A 23,007-nucleotide genomic window follows, 5' to 3' on the forward strand; every position below is an offset into this window, starting at 1 on the left:
CATACACCACGCCTGTCTCAGGCGTCTCTGAAAAACAAGACTGTTGCTCGAGAGGGTCTCCTGACAACAGGGAGAATGGTCGGGAGAAGAATGCCAGGCATTCTGTCTTCTCCGGTGCTGACGTCTTTTTTTCCGGGAGGCCGGTGGGTCGGGTAAAGGAGAGCGAAGAAATGCGGCACAAAAAATATGTCTATTTCTTTGGCGGCGGTAAAGCTGAAGGATCCGGCAACATGAAAGAACTCTTAGGAGGGAAAGGGTCGGGATTGGCCGAAATGACCAACCTGAAAATTTCCGTGCCTTCAGGGTTCACGATTACGACCGAGGCCTGTGTGGAATATTTTTATTCAAAAAAACGCTTTCCAGCCGGGATGTGGGATCAAGCGCTGAATGGCCTGCGGCAGGTCGAAAAAACCATGAAGGCCAGACTCGGCGATCCGGACAATCCATTGCTGGTGTCGGTACGGTCCGGGGCACGAGCGTCCATGCCCGGTATGATGGATACGGTATTGAATCTCGGCCTCAACCAACAGACGGTTCAGGGTTTAGGCAAAAAAACCGGCAATCAACGGTTTGCCGTAGATGCGTACCGGCGTTTCATCACCATGTTTGGCAGCGTGGTGATGGGCATTCCCCGTGAGCGGTTTGAACATAGCCTGGAAGCCATGAAACAGGCGCATGGGGTCAAGCATGATACCGATTTGTCTGAACAGGCCTTGGCGGAGTTAGTGGTTCAATATCAGGAATTGGTTAAAACCGAGACAGCACGAGACTTTCCGCAAGATCCCTTTGAACAACTCCGGATGGCGGTGGATGCGGTGTTTGATTCCTGGTTCGGGGATCGTGCCGTGACGTATCGCCGGCTCTACGATATACCCGATGAATGGGGAACGGCCGTCAATGTCCAGTCCATGGTATTTGGCAACATGGGGGACACCAGTGGAACGGGGGTGGCCTTCACCCGAAATCCGGCAAACGGCGTCCCGGTCTTTTTTGGCGAATGTCTGTTGAATGCCCAAGGCGAGGATGTTGTGGCCGGGATTCGAACTCCCATGCCGGTGTTGGCGTTACAAGACACGTTACCGGGAGCGTACAAGGATCTCATCAAGACCCAGCGTACTCTGGAAAAACATTACCGGGACATGCTCGATCTGGAATTCACGATCCAAGAGGGCAAACTGTATATGTTGCAAACCCGGGTTGGAAAACGGACCGGGATCGCTGCGGTTCGAATTGCCGTGGATATGGTTCGTCAGGGACTCATCGACCGGAGAGAAGCGGTCAAACGGGTCGCGCCCGAACAACTCTCTCAATATTTGTACCCCATATTCGAAAGCAGTGATGAAGCCAAATTTCAGTCGGTCGGGAAGGGACTTCCGGCTGGTCCGGGAGCGGCGGCCGGGCATATTGCTCTCACTCCGGATCAAGCGGTGGCCATGAAGGCCAAGGGCGAACGTGCCATTCTGGTCCGTCATGAAACCAGTCCTGATGATATTCAGGGGATGCATGCAGCCGAAGGATTTCTTACGGCGAAGGGCGGAATGACATCGCATGCGGCCGTGGTGGCCCGTCAGATGGGAAAAGTCTGTATCGCCGGTTGTGATGCCGTGGAGGTCTTGCCAAATGGAAAGGTCCAGTTTGGGTCCATGGTTCTGTCCGAAGGAGACTTTCTCTCCTTGAACGGGTTTACCGGACAGGTTTATGCGGGGGACATCCCGGTAGTGGATTCCGAAGTGATCCAGGTCATTCAGGGAAGAATGGATCCGAAAGATTCCGAAAAATATCAGTATTTTTCCACGATTTTAAAATGGGCCGATGCGTTTAGAGTGCTCAAGATCCGGTCCAATGCGGACATTCCCGAGCAGGCGCACATTGCGCGAGGATTCGGGGCCGAGGGCATCGGCCTCTGCCGGACGGAGCACATGTTCTTTGCCGAAGACCGGGTACCCATCATGCAGCAGATGATCCTGGCATCTTCAAGAGAAGAACGGGAGCTGTATTTAGAGCAACTTCTTCCCCTTCAACGGCAGGATTTTATCGGACTCTATCGGGAAATGAAGGGATATCCCGTCACGATTCGCTTACTCGATCCTCCCCTCCACGAGTTTTTACCCAAACGAGAACATCTCCTGGTTGAAATCGCGAAATTGGAAGTGACCAATGGAGACCCTCAAGTCATTCAGGAGAAACAGCGCATCCTGGATCGAGTCGAAGAGTTACATGAATATAACCCCATGCTGGGTCTTCGTGGATGTCGGCTTGGGATTACCATGCCGGAAATTACCCGCATGCAGGTTCAGGGGATTTTTGAAGCGGCCTGTGAAGTGGCGCGCGAGGGCAAAAAGATTGTGCCGGAGATTATGATTCCGTTGGTGGGGATGCCGTCAGAGATGAAAGCCCAAAAGGAGCTGATTCAAGACGTGGCGGAAAAGACCATGGCGGAATATGGCATGAAGTTGAGTTACTTGATCGGCACCATGATCGAGCTGCCTCGTGCGGCGGTAACGGCAGGGCGAATCGCCGAACATGCTGAATTCTTTTCCTTTGGGACCAATGATCTGACTCAAACGACATTCGGGTTTTCGCGCGATGATGCAGGACCCTATATCGGCTTTTATCTGGATCGCCAGGACCGGTGTCCGGTCTGCCAACGGACCAACGTCGATTGGAAGAAAATGGTATGCCGGATGTGTAAGGCTACGATCGACAAAAAAGCCGAAAATATTTTGGAGGCGGATCCCTTCGCGGTATTGGATCAGGAAGGGGTTGGAGCCTTAATGAAATGGGCGATTCAGGAAGGGCGGAAGACCCGCCCGTTAATTAAACTTGGAATCTGCGGAGAGCATGGGGGTGAACCGAGTTCCGTGGCTTTTTGTCATGAATTAGGCCTCAACTATGTGAGCTGTTCGCCTTACCGAGTGGCGATTGCACGCCTCGCTGCCGCTCAAGCGGCAGTAGCGGTGCTCGAACGTGAGGAGAGTCAACGTGAGTCTCGATCAACGTTTCGCATAGTCAACAAATCCCGGGCGGTGTCCTCCAAATCCGGTTCCGCTAAAACGCCTAAAAAGGCGCCAACAAAGAAAACGACAGGAAAAAAAGTCACGACCAGGAAAGTCGTGGCTGGGAAGAAACCGGCCACAAAAAAATCAGCCCCAAAGAAACCGGCGGCGAAGAGCACCGTGAAGAAAAATGTCGTGACAAAGACAACAGGCAAGAAGAGTACATCCAAGAAAAAGGCTTCTCCCTCTCCTAGACGTAAAAAACCGACTGCGGCTGCTAAAAGGCGGTGACGTCCGTCCCATCAGATAACACTTTCATGAAGCGAGCCCTTTCCCTCGCCGCCAAAGGGAAAGGGCGTACGAGTCCCAATCCCATGGTAGGGGCTGTGATCGTCAAGGATGGGCAGATCGTCGGAGAAGCCTATCACCGTCAGTCCGGCGAACCTCATGCAGAAGTATTAGCCCTCCATCAAGCGGGCCCTCGAGCGCGAGGGGGCGTCCTCTATGTAACGTTAGAACCCTGTTGCCATACCCACAAGCGCACGCCTCCCTGTGTCCCTCTCCTTATTCAGTCCGCGCTAGCACGGATATGCGTGGCGATGATCGATCCCAATCCACAGGTCAATGGACGGGGGCTTCAACAACTCAAGCACGCGAATATTCCCGTGTCGGTTGGCATGTTAGAACAGGAGGCCAGAAACCTGAATGAGGTCTATGCATATTGGATTACGACCGGACGCCCATTGGTAACCCTCAAAGGGGCCATGACGTTGGATGGAAAATTGGCGACCGCCACCGGCGAGTCACGGTGGATCACAGGTGAACGCGCCCGACAGGATGTCCATCGTCTGCGTAACCGGATGGATGCGATTCTGGTGGGAGTGGGCACGGTCATTGCCGACGATCCTGAATTATCTGCCAGAGGAAAAACGATGACCAACAGGCGGGTGGGACGGCAACCGGTGAGAGTCATTCTCGATAGCCGATTGCGCATTCCCTCCAATGCCAAGGTGTTGCAATGGGTGGAGGAGCAGCCCACCATTTTGTGTACGACCACACAGGCTCCAGTCAAAAAAATCGAGCACTTTGAAAAACGTGGCATTCAGGTGTGGGTGTTGCCTGGGCAAGCGGGACGCGTCTCGTTGAAAGCCTGTCTTGCTCGATTAGGAAAACAGGGTACCACATCGGTCCTCATCGAAGGCGGCAGTAAGGTGAATGCGACTGCGCTTCACCAGGGATTGGTGAATCGGGTAAGATTGTATACGGCTCCAATGCTGCTGGGTGGGCAGGATGCCATTGGCCTCATCGGCGGACTGTCGCCGAAAAAAATTGATCGAGCCTGGCCACTCGCGGATTGCCAACTCAAAAAGCTCGGGAAGGATTGGCTCATGACGGGAACAATTGAGCCACGACGGTGAGGGTCTACTAAGTCATCGATAACGGGCAGGCTGACGGTGTCTGCGATTCATTACCATAGAGAATACTCCAATCGTGTGCAGTACAGAGAAACCGGGGAGATCGCGCTCATGTCCAATCTCAATAAAGTTGACGAGCAGTATTTAGCATTAGCAGTAGATCTCTTAGAAACCCCCAGCTTTGCAGCTAAAGTCACGAATCTCATCGGAGGGCCGGTCGAACGGGCCATCACCATGTTGCCCGAGGGATTCTCCAACAAACTTCTGACGACCACGCAAAAAGCTTTGAATAAAGCGTTAAATCTGGCCGTGTCCAGTATAAATGAACGGTATCGGGGTAAGCCGGCAAATGGGGCTCACCGGGTATTGACGACCGTCAGCGGTGCAATCGGGGGATCGATGGGGCTCATGGCGTTGAGCGTAGAATTGCCGATCTCGACGACACTGATGTTGCGCTCTATCGCGGATATCGCGAGAAGTGAGGGAGAACCGATTATGGAGGCCGAGAGCAAGCTGGCCTGTTTGGAGGTGTTCGCCATGGGAGGCACCAGTCAAGCGGATGACGGGGCGGAAACGGGATATTTTGCAGTGAGGGCGGCGTTGGCGGGTGCGATGACCGAAGCGGGCAAGTATCTGCTTGAACGTGGCTTGGCGGGGTCAGGCGCTCCGCCATTGGTCAGACTTCTGTCTGAAATTGCCTCACGGTACAGTATCCAAGTATCAGAAAAAGCTGCCGCCCAGGCAATCCCGTTGCTGGGGGCCGCAGGAGGAGCCACCATCAATTTTCTGTTTATGGAACATTTCCAAAATATGGCGCGTGGCCATTTTATCGTCCGACGTTTGGAACGTATCCATGGCAAAGAGGCCGTGAAGGACGCGTACCGCCAAGTTGCCGCCAGGAATTAGATTTGTCGCTTTCTGGTTCGTCCTATCCGCCGGTTGTGAGCCGGTATCCACCTGAATGAATTGCAGGAAGCTCGCACTGGGGATATTGGGGATCATACCGAATATAGGATTCTACGGCCTACAGCGCTCATTCATCTGAACAGATGAATCCTGATGGGGTCCATTGAACGTCTGCGAATGACAAGAATACCAGGGGGGAGACATCCTCAACAGAATCGTCATGCTGAGCAGCGCGAAGCATCTAGCTGAGCCCTTTCGACTTCGCTCAGGGCAGGCATGGCCTTTTGGGCTGGGCTCAGATCCTTTGTTGCTCTCGAGATGACAAGGAAAGGCGCGGAGCCTTCTAGAGCCTGTTCTGAGCTTGCCCGAAGAACTTGTACTGAGAGCAACGTCGAAGGGCTCGAACAATAATTTCCGTATGATCCTCAAAAAAGTCTATTTCGAGTTCAGCGATTACTCCACTCCATATATCTTCTACGAAGATCCCGCATAGCCCGACTACTTCTTTTATTCCTTCCCTGCTATTGATGTAGCGACGACCCGGTGGGTCGTCTATCCAAATCGCAGGTTACATTATTGCCCGTGTTTGGCATAATCCCCGGAGCGTGACCATCTCCTCATTTAAGAGTAGGGAAAAAGCCAAGCCTATGGACCCGGTGACAATAAGTAGTCTACTCGCAGCGGCGGCAGGAGCCTTGGGCGGTGAGGCGGTGAAAGATGCCTATAAAGTGACGAAGCAAGCGATCAAGGACCTGTTTGGCCAGGATGAAGATCTGCTCGAAGCCTTGGATGATGTCGAAGCCAAACCTCAATCCCGGTTAAAACAAGAAACTTTGCAAGGACAAATTGAAAAACACGACTTTTCTCAGAACCGAGAACTGCTTCAGCACCTTGCCGAATTAGAACGCCTCTTGATCCAAAAAGAATTGTATGTTTCCACCACATACTCTGCCACGCAATCGGGTTCCGGCGGTCTGGCGCAAGGGCCAGGAGCGATTGCCGCCGGTGCTGGAGGCGTGGCGGTCGGCCGCGACGTGCATGGTTCCATTTATATAAACCCTCCTGCCGCCGACCCTGTACAAAAAGCCAAGCATCGATATCTCGAACGGCTCATCAATGAATTCCAAATCTTGCCTCTTGCCGCTATGGGAGGTGGAGATGAACTGAAGGGAGAGGTGACGCTGGATCAAGTCTATATTGAACTGGATACGCAAACTCCCCTTGCTGAGATAATCAGTCCCGCGCATTCAGAGCAAATTCTTAGGGCACAGAGCCCTCCAGGGGCAGCAGAAAGAGAAGTCTACACGGCGTTGGACATTGTCACCAAGACGAAGAAAGTCCTGTTGTTAGGTGGGCCTGGGAGTGGAAAGAGTACGTTTGCAAAAAAACTCTGCGCAAAAATGGCCCTAGCGCAGCTAAACAATGAAAAAGTGCTTGAAGGTTGGGAGTCTACTACCTTTCCGCTCTTTCTTACCCTTCGCCACGTTGTCCAGGAATTAGGTAAGGTTGATCTCAAGAGTTGTCCTCCGGAACAACAGGATCATCGTTTGGCGGATGTGCTGTTTCAAGCCTGGTGTAAGCAGTTTGGTCCAGACCAGAAGAGTGCGACGGACAGCTTAGAAGAGTCGTTACTTTCCGGAAATATGCTGCTGGTCTTTGATGGCGTTGATGAAGTACCGGTTGAACAGCGTCCCCGCGTGTATCAGGCGGTCATGGCCATCCTGGGCCGGTATCCGAAGATCAAACATACGATCATTACATGCCGCAGCCGCTCCTACACAGGACCGAAAATGCTTCCCGGGTTTGCGCCACACCATATTGCCCCCTTTTCAGAAGAAAAAATAGGGCAATTTGCCCAGGCGTGGTATACAGCCCAACATGAACTGGATGAGGGAAGGCGTAAAGGCCTCATCCAGGATCTGCAAGCAAACGCTCTAGGCCCGTTAGCGGAATTATCCCCCAATCCGATGTTGCTCACCACTATGGCGATTCTGCATCGAAAAGGAGCGGGGCTGCCAAAAGAACGCGTGAAGCTTTATAACTTGGCGGTCAATAACATGTTGCAACGCTGGGAGAAAGATCGAGACACGGAGGAGTCGCGGCCAATTAGTGGGGTGCTGAAAGATGAGCGGCGGCTTCGGAAATTGATGGAACATATCGCGCACTTTGTGCACGAGACGGAAGGCTGGCAGGAAAGCCACAAGGGTATGGATCGTTATATATTGTTACAAGAATTGGAGCAGTCAGAGGTTTTAGGTTGCTTGGCTGGGCCATTTCTCAATTATGTGGATCAGCGGGCGGGGCTGTTCATGGGTGAGGGAGGAGGTAAGGGAGGCATTCCCGAAACCTATCGGTTTCCCCATCGCACCTTCCAGGAATATCTGGCCGGGTGTCATATGGTTAATCGGCATGTCAATCGAGCATACCGCAGACGTACGAGCGAAGGGGATTATTGGTATGTGGCCGCGCAGTTAGGAATTGAGGAACTCTGGTTTAACCGTCGCAATGAGGAAGGGCTTTTAGGGTTAGCTTATGAGTTGTGCCCCGAGGCACGACCGGATTCTGTGGCTAAATGGAGAGGAATTCTTTGGGCAGGAACTATAGCAGTCTTGCTTGGTGTCGAGCCGTTTGAAGCCGATGGGGAACATTCTAGGGGGGGAGTAAAATTTCTCCAAATATTGAAGAAGCGATTGCAACAAGTCATGCGAGAGAGTCCATTACCGGCTATAGAGAGGGCAGAGGCGGGCCGACATCTGGCGAAACTTGGCGACCCACGATTTCGCGAAGGTGCTTGGTGGCTTCCTGATGAGGGGTTGTTGGGATTTATTGAAATCCCGGCAGGTTCATTTCAGATTGGGGAAAAGTGGAAGATCATCAACATCGATATTCCCTATACCTATTATATCTCTCGCTATCCTGTCACCCAGGCCCAGTTTCAAGCGTTCGTGAAAGATGGAGGGTATCAAGAAGAACAGTTTTGGCCGGAAGCCGAAGCGGCGGGAATATGGGACGCAGGAAAGGTGAAAAGCCAATACGACGATGAACCCCGCCAACAACCAGAAAAGTTCGGCGACCCTTTTGGGCTTTCCAATCATCCGGTGGTGGGTGTGACCTGGTATGAAGCTCTGGCCTATTGCCGGTGGCTCACGCAGAAGCTGCGAGAATGGCATGACACGCCAGAACCCTTACGGACCTTGCTGCAAGCGGGTGGGGAGACCGGAACCCCATGGTCCATCATGTTGCCAAACGAGCCGGAATGGGAAAAGGCCGCCCGAGGAAGTCACGATGATCGAACGTATCCCTGGGGTAAACACGTCGATCCCAATCGGGCGAACTATAGGGGAACCAACATCATTGGGACGAATGCGGTTGGATGTTTCCCGGGAGGGAAAAGTCCATACGAGGTGGAGGAGCTGAGTGGGAATGTGCGGGAATGGACGCGAAGTGTCTACGAGGAAGAATCGTATACGCCTGACCCAATAGCTTGGGCCACACGAGAAGTCCTCACGGCTGGAGTCGATAAAAGCCGTGTGCTGCGTGGCGGGTCGTGGGACAACGACCACTACTACGTGCGCTGTGCGTACCGCCTCAGGCTCAACTCGCCGTGTGACTGGGGCAACTTTATCGGGTTTCGCGTGGTGGCCTCTCCATTTTCTTCACGCTGAACTCTGTCTGCTCTGACCTCTGGAACTCTGAAGCTTATTAGGTGGGCGTTCACGATTCAGCGATACTTTGGAGCAGCAAAGAAAAACCTGAACATCTTTTGGAATTGCATTTTCATTTTTAAATTTTAGAGAGGGAGGAGTCATCATGCCAGATCCAATCACCTTAATCGTGGAGGTGTTGGTCGCAGGGGCAAAATTGGTAGGGGAAGAAGTCGTCAGCCAAGCTGTGATAGATGCGTGGAACGGTCTTAAAAAACTCATCGGCTCGAAATATGAATCCAACCCGAACGTCGGAGCCTCTCTGCAAATCTTGGGGACCAAGCCCGATTCAACGGACATCCAAGAGGCGGTTGAGAAGGCCTTGAGAGAAGCTGGTGTCGATTACGATGAAGAGATCCGAGCCAAAACGAATGAGTTGAGGATCAGGCTCGAACAAGAGAATTTGATGCCTCGGATCGTTTACCAAGCAAAAGTGGAGGGGAGTGGATCCGTGGCGCAGGGTAAAGGTGCTATTGCGGCGGGTGCTGGTGGGATTGCTGTTGGCGGCAATGTTCATGGGAATGTGACAACTGGTGAGAAATCCGGGCAATCCTGAACCGTCATTCAACATGGATGATCTCACAAAAAAGTTAGCGCAACTTCGTCAGGCTCACGAGAGGGGAGTGTTGGATGCTGAGACCTATCAGGCTTCCGTGGCGGCATTGGAACAGCAAGGGAAACCGGCGGGTAATGCAGTGGTGCAAGGCAGCGGGAGTGTGGCGCAAGGGTCAGGAGCGACTGCTGCCGGTGCAAGAGGTGTGGCGGTGGGTGGCAACATTGTGGGCGATGTCTATATGGGTCCCCCTCCGACAGATCCCACCCAGGCGCTGAACATTTATTGCCGCGTTCTGATAGAGCAAGGACAATTTTTTTTGCTTCGGGGTCTGGATAAACAATCCAGCGATTCCACCGATAAGAAGCAACAGCCTCTCCAACTGGATCATGTCTACGTCAATTTACATACCACCGCTCAACACGAGAGAGATCAGGATGATGAGACAGAGCGGAAACCTGTGACCGCACTTGAAGCGGTCCTGAAGCATCCTCAGGTGGTGAACCTGGGCGATCCAGGTTCTGGGAAGTCCACATTTGTGAATTATCTGGCTTTCTGTTTAGCCTCAGCCTGGCTTGAGCCCACAGGCCATTGGATGGAGAAGTTGCCGGGGTGGGAGGATGTGAACCCGGGGTCTTGTATTCCAATTCCTGTCACGCTTCGGGAATTTGCGCAGTGGGACCCTCCCGATGTGGGGAAAGCTCACCTGTGGGAGTTTCTTGTATCTCGCTGGAATGCCAAAAATCTCGAATGTGTCGCCGCGCCATTACAGCAGTGCTTGGATCAGGGAAATGTCATCGTGCTGTTGGACGGTCTGGATGAGACGGTAACGGAAGAGCAGTTAGCCTTGGTGAGTCGAGCCGTGAGAAGTTTTATGCAGCGGTATAGGAAGAGCCGAATGCTGGTGACCTGCCGAGTCTTGCCCTTTCAAGGGCTTCGGAGTGACTTTAGTGACTTTCAGGGTATTCCCGATTTTGAACTCGCCCCATTCACACCAAAACAAATCGATGCGTTCATCGAATCCTGGTATGCCAAGCTGTATCGCGCTCGACAAATCAAAACTCAGCAGGAGGTTGACGACCTCATAAAAGAGCTTAAAGAGGCCGTGTGCCGTCCTGATCTTCGAAAGTTGGCGCCCAATCCGCTTCTGCTCATGGTCATGGCGCTTGTCCATACGCACAAAGGGCGCCTTCCTAATGAGCGTGCGCTGCTTTACGAAAAGACTATTGAGATTTTGTTGTGGCGATGGGAACAGATGAAGGTCAAGGACAAGGCGCAAAAAGAACAGGAAGTAAGTGTGCTGCAGTTGTTACAGCAAGCCAAGCGAACCAATGTGGACCTTAAGCGGGTGTTATGGGAATTGGCCTTTACCGCCCATTGGAAAGGCCGTAGTGGATACGAGCGTATCGCAGATATCGGTGAAATGGATTTAATTCAAGCCTTGGCCCCGCTGCATCCCACACAGAGTTTGGATTGGGGAAGAAAAATGGTGGCGGCAATCAAGCTGCGGGCGGGCCTGTTAGTCGAACGGGTGCCGGGGCGATTTACCTTTCCTCACCGGACCTACCAAGAATACCTCGCAGGTGCGCATATTGCCGCACAGACCGACTTTTGCCGGCAAGCCGCGCAATTGGCTGAGGAATTTGCCGTGTGGCGTGAAGTCATTCTTTTAGCGGTTGGACGACTCGTCCATTGGAGCGGAGATATTGAGAAACCTCTCGCGTTGATCGCGGAACTGTGTCCGGAACAGATCAAGGAGGGCTCGATTGTCGAATGGCCCAAGCAATGGTTGGCGGGAGATATTGTGAAGGAGATTGGCCTCAATCGTGTGAAGGACCGCAGCCTGGGCCGGGAACTGTTGCCACGTGTGCAAAATCGCCTAGTGAGCGTGATGAGGGACGGTCTCCTTCGTCAACGAACGAAAGCCTCCCAAACATTGGTCGATATCGGTGATCCCCGATTTCGAGCCGCTGGATGGTCACTTCCGGATGAATCTCTTTTAGGTTTTGTGAAAATTCCGGCTGGCCACTTTCAGATGGGCGAAAGATGGGCAAACAAAAAGATTGAAATTCCGTACGACTATTATATCTCTCGCTATCCCGTCACGCAGGCCCAATTCCAAGCGTTTGTGGAGGATGGCGGGTATCAAGAAGAAGCATTGTGGCTGGAAGCCATAGCGGCGGGTATCTGGGAGGCAGGGAAAGTACAGGGACGAAATGGACCCAAAAATTATGGTGGCTTCTTTGATCTTCTCAATCATCCCGTAGTGGGTGTGACCTGGTATGAAGCTCTGGCCTATTGCCGATGGCTCACGCAAAAGCTTCGAGCGTGGGATGACACGCCGGAGCCGGTGAAAACATTGCTAAGCACAGGAGGAGAGACTGGAAAGCCTTGGGCGATTGTTCTACCTAACGAACCAGAATGGGAGAAGGCTGCACGAGGCGAACAGGATGACCGAATGTACCCCTGGGGTAACAAGGCTGATCCCAATAGAGCGAATTATCGTGAGACCTACCTCAACGCGACGACCGGGGTTGGCTGTTTCCCACAAGGAATCAGTCCTTATGGCCTCGAAGATATGAGCGGCAATGTGTGGGAATGGACAAGGAGTTTATTTATGATGGAGCCATACCCTTCTGATCAAAAAATATGGTCCACACGGGAAGATCTCACGGCCGAAAGAAATCAATCCCGTGTGCTGTGTGGCGGGTCGTGGAACAACAATGAACACATAGTGCACTGTGCCTACCGCAACTGGTACTTCCCGTGTCGCAGGTATGACTACCTCGGGTTTCGAGTGGTGGCCTCTCCATGTTCTTCACGCTGACCTCTGTCTTCTCTGGCCTCAGGAACTCTGAAGCCTATGAGGCGGGCGTTGCCCGCCCTACCGTTCTGCCATCATGTTGTCCAATGACGAAGACGTTCCACCGGAACGTCCCAACAAGATGAAATCCTGGTTGTGTTCAGGTTGGTCTTTGTAGCGAAGCCCCGGTGGGGCGTCTCATCGGTTTTGGGGACCTTTGCCTCCACACAAAGGATCCGCTCTTCGAGACGAACCAGACGTTAGGTCGCGCTCTTCGGGACGCAGCAGGCAAAACCTCGGCTGCTCGGCCGAAACCCGGAAACGCTTGTACATGCCAATTATTCTAGTTGATGCAATATTGTCCTCGAAAACGTCTGAAAATATTTGGAGGGGCTCTATTGTGTTGGTCCTTCAGACATTCGCATGGGTAAAAAGTAGAGTTGATCCTCCTCGAGCCCCCTCCTTTGTAAGGAGGGGCGGAGGGGAGGTAGCCTCTTCACCGCACGGAATGGCTGATACCATCGTGGCTTCCTGATGGTACCAGGACTCTACCTCACCTTGCCTCTCCTTACAAAGGAGAGGAATTCAAAGCCGATTCAATTCCCAAAAAGATCAGTAGCCTAGCGGATTATCCACGGAAAACTTGGATGCGCCATAATGTTAAGCGGTCAGTTCTTCTCGTCTTCCAGTTGCCTTCACTTCCATGAGCCTATAGGAATGCCTGTTGGAATATGAGAGGATACATAGAGAACGCTCAATGATCCGAACGCTTTCATAATCATAATTGTAAGAGTGATATTCATGATGCACGGTAAAAAAATTATTGTCCTTCTCTCATGTCTGGTACTGAGCCTGGGGGCTCTACAGAGTTGGGCTCATCCATTTCCGGAAACAGCAGGAAACCAGAGCGCACAGCCTTCTGATCGGAGTCTGTCCTCATTGGTGCAAAAATATGTGGAGGCCGCTCCGGATAGAGCCAAAGAGTTGTTGGCTGACATTCAACAGCGCCCCGACGCCACGGTTGAATCCATTTCAAAAATTCTTCAGCAGCCCCGCCAATATGAGACTCAACCGGTTGGTGCCCAACCCAGACGACCAATACGAGTGAGAGGTGAGGATGCTGAGTATGCCTTGTATGTTCCTCCTTCCTATTCACCCGAGAAGCCTATGGCCCTCATTCTCTGTTTGCATGGGGCAGGGTTTACGGGGGAAGCTTATCTGGATCGCTGGATTCCACGTCTGGGTGAAAAATACATTCTGGCTTGTCCGTCGGTAACCATGGGGTCATGGTGGACCCGATTCGGGGAGAATCTGGCGTTAACGGTCTTAGCTGAGGTTCAAACGCAATACCATATCGATCCCGATCGGATCTTTCTCACCGGCATGTCCAATGGTGGGATTGGAACCTGGATTATCGGGATGCATTATGCGGATCGCTTTGCGGGTATTGCGCCGATGGCTAGCGGTATTGATGATGTGCTGTTTCCCTTCGTCGAAAACCTGGTCCACACGCCCGTCTATGTGATTCACGGTGCGGCGGATAGGGTCATGCCCGTGCAGTTGAGTCGCGACTTGGTCAAAGAGATGGAGCGTCGCGGCATTTCTTATCAGTACCAGGAGCATACCTGGACGCATCCCCATGCGGGAGGGCATTTCTTTCCCAAGCAAGCCCTGCCGGAATTGATCACCTGGTTCGATAGTCAACAACGAAAGCCATTGCCACGGACCATTTCATTGGTTCGGGATGCCACCCATCTGACGCCCTTCTCGTGGGTGCGTATCGATATGACGGATCAGATTGCCGCCTTTACGGAAAACCTGATTGACAGCCGGGATGAATTTATCACGGGAGGGGTATACGCCAAATTGCACGCCCAAGTCACAGATTCCAACAAATTTGAGGTGAGTACCAATCGGATTCGCCGCTATACCCTGTTTCTAAATCAGGACCTGGTGGATTTTTCCAAACCCGTCATCGTGGAAACGAATGGGAAGGTATCCTATGAAGGCATGGTCGAGCCACGCATCGACACGCTTTTACAGGAAGTCCGGCACCGCTCAGACTCCCACACACTCTTTCCTGTCAAACTCACCATTGATGTGCCCTCTTCCGATATCGTGAAAGAGAAGTAGTGGTCTGATCAAAAATCTACCCACCTGCGCGGGAACCGAAAAGGTGGATGATGACAAAAGGCAATCTGAAACACCCCCAAAATGAATAGCAGAAAACCCGGGTGCTGCCCATTTGAGCTTCCTGCCAGGGTTGATTCAAAATCTAGATCGTGGTCTTGAGGAAAGGGCTTAGCGTCTTCTCTGACGATTGTCTTTTTGCGAGACGAGAAACACGTTATCTTGAATCTCCCGGTCGATGGAAGTATTCCGCCTGATGATGTCGGCTAGGGTGGTCTCTTCCAATTTTTTAATTTCAAAAGTAGGGAACCCATTGAGATAAAAAAACCGGTCTCCGTCCCGCAACCGTTCGAACTGATCCACCAGAATCGTATAAAATAAATTCCCCACTAACGTGCCAGGGCGATGATCTTCAGACACCCCGCCCATCCATAAATCCACAAGTTCGACGCTTCCATATGCAGCTTCCAGACGTTCTTGTACTTCACGATTCTTGGTGATGTCGTCAAAGGACACGGCAGGTGAGAGGCCCAAGGCCAACCGGGCATCATTGTAGCTCGCCAGTCCGTGGTCCCGTCCCCGTTGAAGATTGAGTGAGACCAGGTCGAATCCTCCTCCTCCAGGGAGGCCGAAGAGGAAACCCCTTACGTCGTCGATGATATAGTTGTCGACCTTTTGCGCGCGATTGTTCGCGAGCCCTCGAAGTAACGGGTCAATCCCTCCTTCATTGATGAGACGCCCTGGAGCAAAAAATGCCTCTCGCAGCGGTAAATGGCCTTCCCGAATCGACTTTCCATCTTTACCCAGTCGGAGTAATACCGGTGAGAGCAGGGTATGGCCCACACGATAGGCAGCCGTACTGAACTCATTGCCAATATCGGGATTGACCCCACGCTTGTACCCGGTGTAGGGCCTCAGGGCATTGGGTCCGAGGAGTACGGGGAGAAATTCCTTATAGGTGATGACCTGGATCAACGCCCCGACCCAGATCCTCGCGGCTTCGTAAATGGCATCCTCGCTTAATCGGGGGGAATTGGCATGCATGAGGTCGGCCAGGCGATTATGTTCCCGCATGAACAACGTATGCATGGCCGTCAGCCCCACTTGCTCATTGGCTCGCACATCTCCCGCCACAAATAGCGTGGGAGCGGGACCGCCCTGGTTAGGCAGGCCGATGGTATTGAACGGCAGCAAATTGCCCGGGCTGGTTTTCAGCCGGCCTGTTCCGTCAGTGGCTCTAAGGGCCGCGGCGCGTACCGGGTCGGAGCCATACACCATCGATGCGTCGATGAACGCTGTGATTTGGTTCATTTGCTGCCGTGGATTCCGGGAATCCGTCCCGGTAGCCGGATCATAGGTGGACCGGTTCAGCGACATGTGCTGTGTTCCGGTTGATTGTGGATCGAAGTGAGGATCGCCTGTCGGGATTTGAATATGGAAGGGTTCGAGGGGGTCTGCCCCCTCGGTCAGGTCGATATCGTGGTCGATGAATTGTCCCCATTGCCAGATAAAGTCCGAGGCCGATTTTTCGTTGTAGATCGCTTTGTCTTGGGCGGCCACCGTATTGGAAATGTCACGGACATTTGGCCGGTTGGAGCCGGCAGGTGTCCAGCTACCATTTTCGTAATCCGGTTTAACCTGCCGAAGCAATTGGCTATTGGCGCTTCCCCAGTCGGGGTTCTGCACATTATTGTTCCTGCCATCAATGGCTCTGATCTCGAGATTGTTCCAGCCATGATCGGGTCTGGTCTCGGGATTGTCCCTGTTAGCACCGGGTCTGCGGTCGTGATTGTCCCTGCCGACATTGGGTCTGTTCTCTTGTGCGAACGTCTCGGGTAAGAGGGTTCCTATGAGAGCGATCAAAACGCTGCCGGCCAAAACGGATCGTGTCCATGCCGGGACTATTTTTTTGTTCTGGAATGTGCGATTCACGTACTTTTTCTCTCGAATTTCCTAATGGTATGACTTATGGTTGTAACCCTTTGGGAAACTCGGATAGAAAAAGATGAATTTAGAAAAACGATGAAGCCGGGATGAAAAAATCCGGCGATGATGAATAAATCCATGGGAAAAAGAAATTTACCCCAGTCGTGGAAATAAATCCAGTAGAGGGAAAACTAGTTCGGAGGTTTAAACTCAGAGAAGTGATGGGGTGATTCGGCGGGTGAAAAATGGAAATTAGTGAAGCGGGTCTTAAAAAATTATGGCTGGTTTCAAAACTTCGACCGAAATCCGGCCTGGCTTGGGAGAATATCCCCGTTTGGCTGGCAGTTGGATGACCTTTCTCGCCTTCCTACTTAGCGGTATCCCTCCTGGATGGTTTGGGTATCTACGGTTTGTTACGTGTTTGAAAATTTTTTGAATTTGTGTGAATAGGGGAACATGCCTTGTTTCAGGAATGCCCCCACCCACATGCCAAACAGGAGAAGGATACCCAGGTAACTACCCGTATCACGGAACCAACTGGAATGTTCATGAAATTCAAGAACGTCCAGTTTGGTGGGTGTGACAAACCGCCCACGAACCGAGACGGTAGCGGAGTGATCCAGAATCTGTTGCGTGGTGCCGATTTGTTCACCATTGAATAGGCCAATCAAATCTTCTGAGGGGGTTTTCAGATAGAATGACCGATCCAGTTCCAGAAGATGTCCTGGGCGATTCTCCGTTTCCTCAAGTGTTCGGACGAAATGGTTATTGGCGTTTCGCGGTCCTTCTAACAGGACAAAGGGCAGTGCGAAATAGAGTATGAGTAACGACGCCGATATCGCCAATTTGAACGGAGACAGAAGCGAAATTGGGAGAGGCTGTGAGATCCCCTTTCGCCATTGCCATCCGATATAAAATAAGCCACCCGCGGTCATGATATAGGTTGGAAGACTTTCCGGCCAAAATAACCCCACATTCCATAAGTCCCATGACAGTGGAGCAAAGAGATGGACGCCATTGGCCCATTTGGTTTGAAGCGCATCAAGCACGAGATGTAGGAGAACGTTGACCCCGAGAATCAGGAACACGGCTCGTGGTGTACGCGTAAGAAAGGCCAAGGCCCCGCATAAGACCAACGTGACGAATAAAGAGGCCTGGGCGATACAATACAGGCGAATGGTGTAGGGATCGCTTCCCGGCAGGAATCCCATCAAGACTCTTTGGAAAATCCAGGGGATGTCCGGAAGCAAACAACCCATGCAGACCAGTTTGGGATCGATTCCGGGTTTGACCGCCTGATTCAGAAGGCCTTGCACGCCGATGTGGGCTAAGGTATTGGGCACGACTTCCTTTCACCAGAAATTAGGTAAGGTATCGGCAAAATGTTTGCCCACCATAATCGGCTTCACTGGGCATTCTCAAGGAGGATGTTTCTCAGGATTCATTTATCGTGGAAACGAATGGGAAGGTTTTTTAGGAAGACATGGTCGTGCCTCGCATCGACATGCTTCTCCAGGAAGTCGGACACCCACAGCATCTTTTCCGGCAAGGTTACCATTCAGGTGCCAGAGCCTCCGGTTGTTTAATACCACCGTTCACTTGTTGTTTCGAATGAGCCATTCCTGTGGGTCATATCCTTTTTAGGCTCATGCCCCCTTGTCAGACGCCCTCGTTCAGTTAAAATTTCCTTACACTCCCCAACCCATTGTCTTGGGGTAAAAGGCTGGTGCATGTTCCGGTTGGTTTTCTCCTTTTGACGTCAAAACGCAAATGGCTTTCTTGTAATGTTGGATCAAATTTTTTCAAGGTGAATGAGAGACACAGACACCTGTTTTGTGAGGAAGGTAGGAGTTTCTGATGAGGGTGGAATTGAGTGAAGTGGGCATTATGACAGATTCAAAGGCCATGAGGCGCAATGCTATCGTGAATGGGGTGTCGATTGGAATCCCTTTTATTGGCACGCTTATCGGGCTCCTGTCTTCTGGTTTCTCTGCTCCCACTTCCTCCACGGTTTTTCTCTTCCTGTTGTTTTTCCTGTTCAACCTTATCGGGGTGAGCGTGGGGTTGCATCGATATTTCTCTCATCATGCCTTCGAAACGAGTCCTTGGGTTCGATGGCTATTGGGTATTTTGAGCACCTGGGCGATGCAAGGTCCTATTGATCGATGGGTGGCTGACCACCGGCGGCATCATCGTTTTTCTGATCAGCCATTGGATATTCATAGTCCGTATTGGAGTCGGCAAAATAAGATCACCTCCGGGTTCAAGCGTTTCGCGCATGCTCATCTATTATGGATGTTTGTGGAATGGCCAACCGATACCCGTCTCTATGCGAAAGATACGATTAGTGATCCGATCAGTCGAAGATGCAGCCGGTGGTATTGGCCGATCTGTGCCACGTCGTTTTTGGTGCCGGCCATGCTTGGGTATGCCATGGGAGGTTCGGATGAAGCGGTTCGGGCTTTCTTCTGGGCCGGGTGTTTGAGAATTTTCCTCATGCACCAATTTACCTGGATGGTTAATTCTTTTGGTCATATGTTCGGTGGGAAAACGGAAGGGAGCCGGGATGAATCGCGAAATATGCATTGGGGAGTCACGCTTCTCTTTTTGGGTGAAGGGCTACATAGCTACCATCACGCCCATCAGCGCACCGCTGTGAACCAACCGGCGTCTTTGGATCCGGCCGGATACCTCATCACCTTCCTTGAAACCATTCATGTCGTCTGGAAAGTCCAACGCTTTTAAATCCTAGCCGGTTCTGATCGTGGGAACCGTGTGGCAGGGTTAAAGCTTATCCAGAATTTAGGATTCCAGTCTTCCAGCGGTATGTAGGCTTCCGGAAAGGGTATAGCCCTCGCGCAATCTGCGACGGGTCTCAAACGCTTACATCAGAAATGGGGGAACTCCCTTATGGGCCTCGCTAGGTGACGGAGCGATCATATTGCACATGGAGGTGAATACATGGTCAATTTGCAAAACAAATTGATGAGTTTCATCTCCTCCAGGGAACCGGGAGGAGTGCCGGCGATGCGGGGATCAGCAATGACCACGGCAAGACATTGAGCCCGGGAGATGGCCACATTCACCCGGTTGCGGTCGAGAATGAAGGCCAGTCCGCGTGAACCGTATTCACCGTAACTGGAGCAGAGGGAAAGAATGCAGACGGGAGCTTCCTGCCCTTGAAATTTGTCAACGCTTCCGACGCGTGCGCCGTCGGGTAGCACGGCCTGAAGCGCGCGGACTTGAGCGTTGTAGGGGGCGATGAAAAGAAAGTGATCCAAGTCTAATGGTTTGGTGATGCCATCCTTGTCGGTGTAAAGACGTCCATGGAGTTCATGGTACATGGACGTGACCCGTTCAACCTCTTCATCGCTCTGTTGGATGTTGCCATCATGCTCCACCCCACAGAAGAGGATTCCGCTTTCGCAGGTGATGAGGCTGTTGGCACCTGGTGGGACACTGATCCGCTGCCGGGCGCAATCCGGATGGGACCCAAGGCGGCCCTCATATATGCTTTCCGAGATGAAACGGCAGACGGCCGGATGCATCCGGCGGGACTCCCCGAGGAAAAGCCCGTAGTCGGGAGGTACCACGGCATGCATGACGGGATAGTCGGGTTGGCTGACCTCCATGTCCTTGAGCGCATACTGGAGGACGGAAAGTCCCGCATCGCCGGGATGGGAGCCTTGCACGGGTTGTTCGAGTTGCATCTGATCACCTAGAAGCACAAGGTTCTTCGCGCATCGAGCCATCGCCATGGCGTTGGCTAGGGCCACCTGCCCGGCTTCATCAATGAACAGGAAATCAAGTGTGCCTTCCCACTCAGGCCTGGTAAAAAGCCAAGCCGTTCCGCCGACCACGCCACGGGTGTAAGTCTGGTGCGCGGTGCCGGTGTCTTTGAGGTATTGCACGCCGGGGTTACAGTTAAACAAGGGATCATCGGGGTCACCACCAACTTTAAGTCCGTGGAGCTGGGAACCACTCCCTTTAACAGCGTCCCCGCAGGCAGTGAGAAGATTGATCACGGCCTTGTGGCTGTTGGATGCGACGCCGACTTTCTTGCCGGAAGCGAGCAATCTGGTGATGACCTGTGAAGCTGTGAATGTTTTTCCCGTGCCGGGAGGTCCCTGAATGACTAAGCATCCACCGGCCATTGAGCCGGCGATCCGGCTGGCCGCATCCGTTGGCGTTTCGTCCGCATGTTGCAGAGGTGTTGCGGGTGGCACTCGGTTCAAGAGGGCGGACACCGAGGCATCGAGGTTTCCCAATAGGTGCCTGCCTACCACTTCTGTCAGCGCAAGCTGAATGGCCGTTGGCGACACATGTTCGTCGGGAAGCAGTGACCCCTGCTGAGGGAATATACCTGCGCATTTCTCGGTTAGACCCTTCTTGCCGATTTTGAGAGCCAGTCTTCCGATGGACACATCCAACTCCACGAGTGTGAATTTCGCATTCAGGTTATGGGTGAACATCACTTTGGATTTATCCCCCGCAGACAATTTGCATTCCTGAGAGGGGTCGAAACGATATTCTTGTACAAGTGAAAGTTTTTCGGGCACGGGAGGCCCAACGGCGCGAATCCCCTCGATGCAGGCCTGGTCGTCGCGGAGTTCTTCAGGGGTCGCGGTGGCGCGGTCAAACATGCGCCACCACATGGGCTTTTCTTCCCGGCGATGAAAGTCGATCACATCGGCAAGAATCAGGGAAATAGCATCTCCTTGCGTGCGAAGCTGTGCAGCGGTCTCCAATCGCGCCACGACCTCCGGGGGCAATTCTTTTGGGGCCGAAGGAGCCGGGTCGGGATTTTGGTTCACCGCAGTGATCTGATGTTCGACGATCACTTTTCGTAACCACTGCAGCAACTCTGCCGTGGATGTGCAATCGTCCTGATTGTAGTCGCGGATATCTTTCAGGATGGGGCTGTGATTCCAATCATCCGGCTGTTGGCTTTCGATCCACCTGGCGTATTGAACGATCGAGTCAGCCGCGGTGGCCACCTCGGTGGCGCGTTTCGGTCGGTAGAGGCGTTCGACGGTTTTGAGTGAGTAGCTGTTCTCGCCGAGGCGCAGGCCGTGACGGACGATTTGAAAGAGATCAACAAACACCTCGTTCCGGAGCAGCGCGTCCACCTCGTCCTGCCGGGTATCGTGGCGTGTGCTCAACCGCCGAACTGCGCTGACTTCGTAGGGGGCGTAATGGTAGATGTGCATGCCGGGGTTGTGCTGCCATCGATTAAAGACCCAGTCCACGAAGCCTTCGAAAGCGAGCTGTTCTTCCTCACGTGTGTGTGCCCACCAGTCCATGAACTCAAAAGAATCCGACTGTTCGCTCCGGGTGCAGATTCCAAACAGGTATTCCAATCCACCGGCAACCAGCGGGTATCCCTCCATGTCGAAGAAGACATCCGTCGGATGATCGGGCGGAAGAGCGGCGAGGCCCACGGGTTCGCCATTCGCCCCAATGGAAGACAGTACTTCGTAGCGGGGCGGGGCATCGGGATTTCCTATGCGGTCGGCCCGGGTCTGGCACTGCAGACGCGCCTGAGCCACGAGTTTTTCCAGTGAGTCGGCAGCCAGTTTGCGAATGGACGTGCCTGAGGCCTCAGAAAGATCGGCGACTGTGGCGATCCCACCCTTCTTCAGCTTCTTGATCTGGCCCACGGTGATTCCCGCCACCTGCACAAGGTGGTCCGTGTCGTGGAAAAATTTTTCGGCATGGGAAGTCCACCGGCCGTGATCGGCTCGGGGAAGGGGTTCAGGGCGATCCGTGATGTTCCCGGTGAAACCGTTCTGCATGGTCAGGAAATTCGCCGTGATGCGACGGTAGTAATGAATGAAGTCCTCGATGCGAAACTGAACTCGTTCCTGAGTGCCGAGGATGAGTCCGAACTGTTCGGGCATTGGAGCGTCGGTGACGGCGGCGAGCAAGTCCGAATAGCAACACAGCTGAATCGCATAATACGGCTTAGGCGAGCGGGCCAGCTTCGTGTCCCACACCTGATACTGTCCCGATTCCTCGAGCAGAAGAAAGTCCGCAAACCCGGCGAACGGCTCATGCTCCAAAAACGCCTGATAGATAATGGGGACTTTTGAGCTGATTGCGGAGAGGGTTGTTGTTCGGGCAATGACCGGATCGGACTTTGAAATCTCGACCACGTTGGCACCGGATGATTTGAACTCATCGAGCACCTCGCGCTCGTGCTGCGCGCCGGTCTGTGCAATCAGTTGTCCATCCTCGGTATCCTCATCAGGCGCAACGGCGCCGGGGTTTTCCAAAAAATATCGGTCCATCCATGATGCAAACGGTGAGCCCAGATAGCGAATAAGGTCGCTCGGCGAGAACACCAGTTGCCCTGAGAGATCTTTCTTCATATGCAGGGAACAAATTCAGTTTGCGGGTTACAGTGGTCGTCAGGACAGTCCGGGAGAATGACGAGGAAGAACGGATACATGAAACCGTGCGATGGGAACGCCCATATCTTAAGCATTGGTGCGGGAATCTTCAAGGAAGTCATCATCTACAAAAATTGGAATTAATCATTTCAGGCTTTAGGGCAACACCTGCTGTCTCAGTT

11 protein-coding genes are annotated in these 23,007 nt (G+C 52.7%); 8 read left to right on the plus strand and 3 right to left on the minus strand.

Translation table 11 applies throughout. The features are described from left to right. Positions 1-170: 170 nt before the first annotated feature. The 7 genes from ppdK to PJI16_12010 all read left to right on the plus strand — a co-directional run bounded on the left by ppdK (position 171) and on the right by PJI16_12010 (position 14,510). Positions 171-3,287 carry a pyruvate, phosphate dikinase gene (ppdK, locus tag PJI16_11980; protein ID MDT3778276.1) on the plus strand — a complete coding sequence of 1,039 codons (3,117 nt, stop codon included), beginning with the start codon at positions 171-173 and terminating at the stop codon, positions 3,285-3,287. Between the two features lie 26 nt (positions 3,288-3,313). Next, positions 3,314-4,414, plus strand: a complete 1,101-nt coding sequence (gene ribD, locus PJI16_11985; GenBank protein MDT3778277.1) for a bifunctional diaminohydroxyphosphoribosylaminopyrimidine deaminase/5-amino-6-(5-phosphoribosylamino)uracil reductase RibD — start codon at positions 3,314-3,316, stop codon at positions 4,412-4,414. Between the two features lie 108 nt (positions 4,415-4,522). Then, on the plus strand, positions 4,523-5,317 hold the full coding sequence (locus tag PJI16_11990; GenBank protein ID MDT3778278.1) for an EcsC family protein: 795 nt from the start codon (positions 4,523-4,525) through the stop codon (positions 5,315-5,317). 647 nt (positions 5,318-5,964) lie between these two features. Continuing rightward, positions 5,965-8,982 carry an SUMF1/EgtB/PvdO family nonheme iron enzyme gene (locus tag PJI16_11995; protein ID MDT3778279.1) on the plus strand — a complete coding sequence of 1,006 codons (3,018 nt, stop codon included), beginning with the start codon at positions 5,965-5,967 and terminating at the stop codon, positions 8,980-8,982. 145 nt (positions 8,983-9,127) lie between these two features. Next, positions 9,128-9,577 carry a hypothetical protein gene (locus tag PJI16_12000; GenBank protein ID MDT3778280.1) on the plus strand — a complete coding sequence of 150 codons (450 nt, stop codon included), beginning with the start codon at positions 9,128-9,130 and terminating at the stop codon, positions 9,575-9,577. A gap of 13 nt (positions 9,578-9,590) precedes the next feature. After that, entirely contained in the window at positions 9,591-12,401 is a 2,811-nt protein-coding gene (locus PJI16_12005; protein ID MDT3778281.1) for an SUMF1/EgtB/PvdO family nonheme iron enzyme, read from the plus strand. 777 nt (positions 12,402-13,178) lie between these two features. After that, complete coding sequence (locus tag PJI16_12010; GenBank protein ID MDT3778282.1) at positions 13,179-14,510, plus strand: alpha/beta hydrolase-fold protein; 1,332 nt, start codon at positions 13,179-13,181, stop codon at positions 14,508-14,510. 168 nt (positions 14,511-14,678) lie between these two features. Here PJI16_12010 and PJI16_12015 read toward each other — a convergent pair whose 3' ends face one another. Next, on the minus strand, positions 14,679-16,439 hold the full coding sequence (locus PJI16_12015; protein ID MDT3778283.1) for a peroxidase family protein: 1,761 nt from the start codon (positions 16,437-16,439) through the stop codon (positions 14,679-14,681). A gap of 407 nt (positions 16,440-16,846) precedes the next feature. Continuing rightward, complete coding sequence (locus PJI16_12020) at positions 16,847-17,776, minus strand: hypothetical protein (GenBank protein ID MDT3778284.1); 930 nt, start codon at positions 17,774-17,776, stop codon at positions 16,847-16,849. Between the two features lie 514 nt (positions 17,777-18,290). Between PJI16_12020 and PJI16_12025 the strand changes: the two genes are divergently transcribed. Further along, on the plus strand, positions 18,291-19,178 hold the full coding sequence (locus PJI16_12025; GenBank protein MDT3778285.1) for a fatty acid desaturase: 888 nt from the start codon (positions 18,291-18,293) through the stop codon (positions 19,176-19,178). Positions 19,179-19,369: 191 nt separating this feature from the next. On the opposite strand, the gene PJI16_12030 is transcribed toward PJI16_12025, so the two are convergent. Further along, a complete protein-coding gene (locus PJI16_12030; GenBank protein MDT3778286.1) occupies positions 19,370-22,804 on the minus strand; it encodes a TM0106 family RecB-like putative nuclease in 3,435 nt (1,144 codons plus the stop codon). Positions 22,805-23,007: the final 203 nt, after the last annotated feature.

This window comes from Nitrospira sp. MA-1 (genome assembly GCA_032139905.1).
GTDB lineage: Bacteria > Nitrospirota > Nitrospiria > Nitrospirales > UBA8639 > Nitrospira_E.